Raw genomic sequence first — 2985 nt, forward strand, 5'->3', positions numbered from 1 at the left:
ATGTCCGGACACAGGGGCCAAGAACACCGGGCTGACCAGCGGTTTACGGCAAGCATTGACGGTGGTTCGCGGTTAGTGCGAAGATTTCGCTCATTATGCGAACGCCTGAGGTGGGTCCGGTCGGCAGTGTTCCGCTGGTGCTGCGCTGCGGGACGGGCGTGCTGAACGAGGCCGAGACGGTGTGGGTGGCGATGCTGGACGGGTGGGCGGCCCAGCAGTTCGCCCGGAACCTCTCGGCGGGCACGGTGGAGGGCCGCCGGTCCACGGTGATGCGGTTCCGGCGGTTCGCCGAGGCCTACCCGTGGCAGTGGACGGCCTCGGTGGTGGACGAGTTCTTCCTGGAGCTGCGGGCGGTCAAGGGTGCGGCCCGGTCGACGGTGCTGGGGTACCAGAACGCGCTGAGGATGTTCTTGGAGTACCTGACGGACCCGGCGTATGGGTGGGGCGAGCAGTGCTGGGAGCGGTTCGGTGAGCACCCGGCGCAGGTCTTCCACGAGTGGAACACCGCCCGTCACGCCCAGGATGCGGTGGCCACCCCGGGCAAGCGCCCGTACACCCGGGACGAGCTCGAGGACCTCTTCGACTGCGCCGATGACCGGGTGCTGCGCATTCGCCAGGCCGGGGCCAAGGGGTGGATCCCGGCGTTCCGCACCGCGACGATCATGAAGGTCGCCTACGCGTGGGGGCTGCGCCGCAACGAGGTCCGCTGCCTGGACCTGGTCGACATCGCCACCAATCCGCGGGCACCTCAGTTCGGCAACGCGGGAATTATCTACGTCCGGCACGGCAAGGCCATGCGCGGTTCCCCGCCGAAGCGGCGCAGCGTGCTGACCGTGCCGGAGTTCGACTGGGCCGTGGAATGCCTGCGGCAATGGACCGATCAGGTGCGCCCGTTGTACGCCCCGGCCCGTTCGACCTGGTTGTGGCCGAGCGAGCGGGGCACCGCGGCGATCGCCGCGGACTCGCTGAGCCGGGCTTTCAATGAGGTCAAGCGGGAGGCCGGGCTGGATGATGACCTGGACTTCCACTCGCTGCGCCGGTCTTACGTCACCCACCTGATCGAGGCCGGCTACGACGCGTTCTTCATCCAGCAACAGGTCGGCCACGAGCACGCCTCGACGACCTCGATCTACACCGGCCTGTCCCCCGATTACCGGGCCCGGGTCGTGGACGGGGCCATCCACCGGATGGCCGCGGCCGCGATGACCACCAGCAAGGAGTACTGACCCATGAAACGGCACGTGGAGTACACCTGGCGGCTGCGGGAGGTCATGGCCGCCCGGGGGATGAACAACCTCTCCGAGCTCATCCCCCACCTGCACGATCGCGGGGTGAGCCTGTCGTCTTCCCAGCTCTACCGGCTGCTCGGGGCCACCCCGGAGCGGATGAACCTGACTCTGCTCGGGGCGCTGCTGGACGTGTTGGAGTGCAGCTTCGAAGATCTCTGCCCCACCACGGTGGTGGCCACTCCGGTCCGGCACCAGGCCACCGGCACCGAGGCCAGCACCGCGAAGAGAGACGCCATCCGCCCGATCAGGGCCCGCATTCACCGGCCCGAATGAGCCGGCCGGCCTTCACCGGGCCCTGCGCCCGCTGCGACCGCACTGGGGTGAGGTTCGCGGCCACTTGGCCCGAGGGGCGGATCTGCCGGCGCTGCTACCAGCGCGCCACCCGCCTGCACGGCACCTGCCCCGGCTGCGCCCAACACCGCCTACTGCCCGGGCTACTCGACGGCGCCCCGGCCTGCGCCGACTGCACCGGCATCCCGGCCGACTTCCACTGCACCCGGTGCGGGCGCGAGGACGAGTTCGTGCGCACCGGACTCTGCGCCCACTGCTGCCTGGCCGATGACCTCACCGTGCTGCTCGACGATGGCACCGGGGCCATCGCTGCACCACTGCTCCCCCTGTTTACCGCCCTGACCGGCCAGAAGCACGCCCGTAGCGCCCGGATCTGGCTCACCATTAACCGGCACGCCGAACAATTGCTGCGGGATCTGGCCCAAGGCCGGCTGCCCCTGACTCACCAGACCTTCCAGGAGCACCCCTGCCCCGGCAAAGTCGCCTTCCTGCGCGCCTTGTGCCTCGAGCACCAACTACTGGAGCCGGTGAACCTGGACATCGAACGCTTCCAGTCCTGGCTCGAGACGAAGGTCAGCGCCCTGCCCGCCGAGGACGCCCGGATCATCCGGCAGTACGCCCTCTGGGTGCACCTGAACCGGATACATCACCTTCAGGCCACCGAGGGCCTGAAGAAGGGCACCTTCCTGGCCGCCAAGCAGTCCATCACCATGGCCATCGGCTTGCTGGGACACCTCAGGGCCCGCGGACACAGCCCCGCGGAATGCACTCAGCACGACGTGGACGCCTGGCTGGCCGGTGGGCCCACCACCCGGAGTCTGGCTCGGGGCTTCGTGCGTTGGGCCGTCGAGCACGGGCACCTGCCCACCGTGGATTTCCCCTACCGCATCGCCCAGGCCACCCCTGTCATCAGCCAGGCCCAGCGGCTGGAACACCTCCGGACCCTCACCGAACCCTCAACTCAGATCCCGGGCACACTGCAAGTCGCCGCTCTGTTCCTGCTGCTCTACGGTCAATCGCTCACCCGCATCTCGCGGATGCGCCTGGCACAGATCCACGACACCGAGGGCAAGCTCACCGTGAGCTTCACCGACGACCGACTCCAGATCCCGCCCCCGTTCGACAGGATCGTGCGGGCACATCTTGACGCGCTGCCGCACACGAACACCTCCGCGCACCGGGCCAACACCTGGCTCTTCCCCGGCATGAGGCCCGGAGAACACCTGCACCAGAACACCATCATGAGCCGCCTGCGTGAGCGAGGCATCGACCTGCTCGGCGCCCGCAACGCCTCTCTGCGGGCCCTGGTCCTGGAAATGCCCGCGCCCATCGTCGCCGACGCCCTCAATTACAGCTACCAAGTCACCGACAAACACCGCCGCGACGCGGGCGCCACCTTCACCGA

3 protein-coding genes are annotated in these 2985 nt (G+C 68.6%); all 3 read left to right on the top strand.

What is annotated here, in order from left to right:
• Positions 1 to 95 precede the first annotated feature (95 nt).
• On the top strand, positions 96 to 1226 hold the full coding sequence (locus tag IEX49_RS16595) for a tyrosine-type recombinase/integrase (RefSeq protein ID WP_159554328.1): 1131 nt from the start codon (positions 96 to 98) through the stop codon (positions 1224 to 1226).
• Between the two features lie 3 nt (positions 1227 to 1229).
• Positions 1230 to 1562: a helix-turn-helix domain-containing protein gene (locus IEX49_RS16600; protein WP_091696820.1), complete on the top strand. Its 333-nt coding sequence runs from the start codon at positions 1230 to 1232 to the stop codon at positions 1560 to 1562.
• Positions 1559 to 2985, top strand: a 1427-nt coding sequence (locus IEX49_RS16605) for a site-specific integrase (protein ID WP_188807292.1), incomplete at its 3' end; no start/stop codon positions are given. The genes IEX49_RS16600 and IEX49_RS16605, both read left to right, overlap by 4 nt.

Origin of the sequence: Citricoccus zhacaiensis (genome assembly GCF_014645315.1) — a bacterium.
Taxonomy (GTDB): Bacteria; Actinomycetota; Actinomycetes; order Actinomycetales; family Micrococcaceae; genus Citricoccus; species Citricoccus zhacaiensis.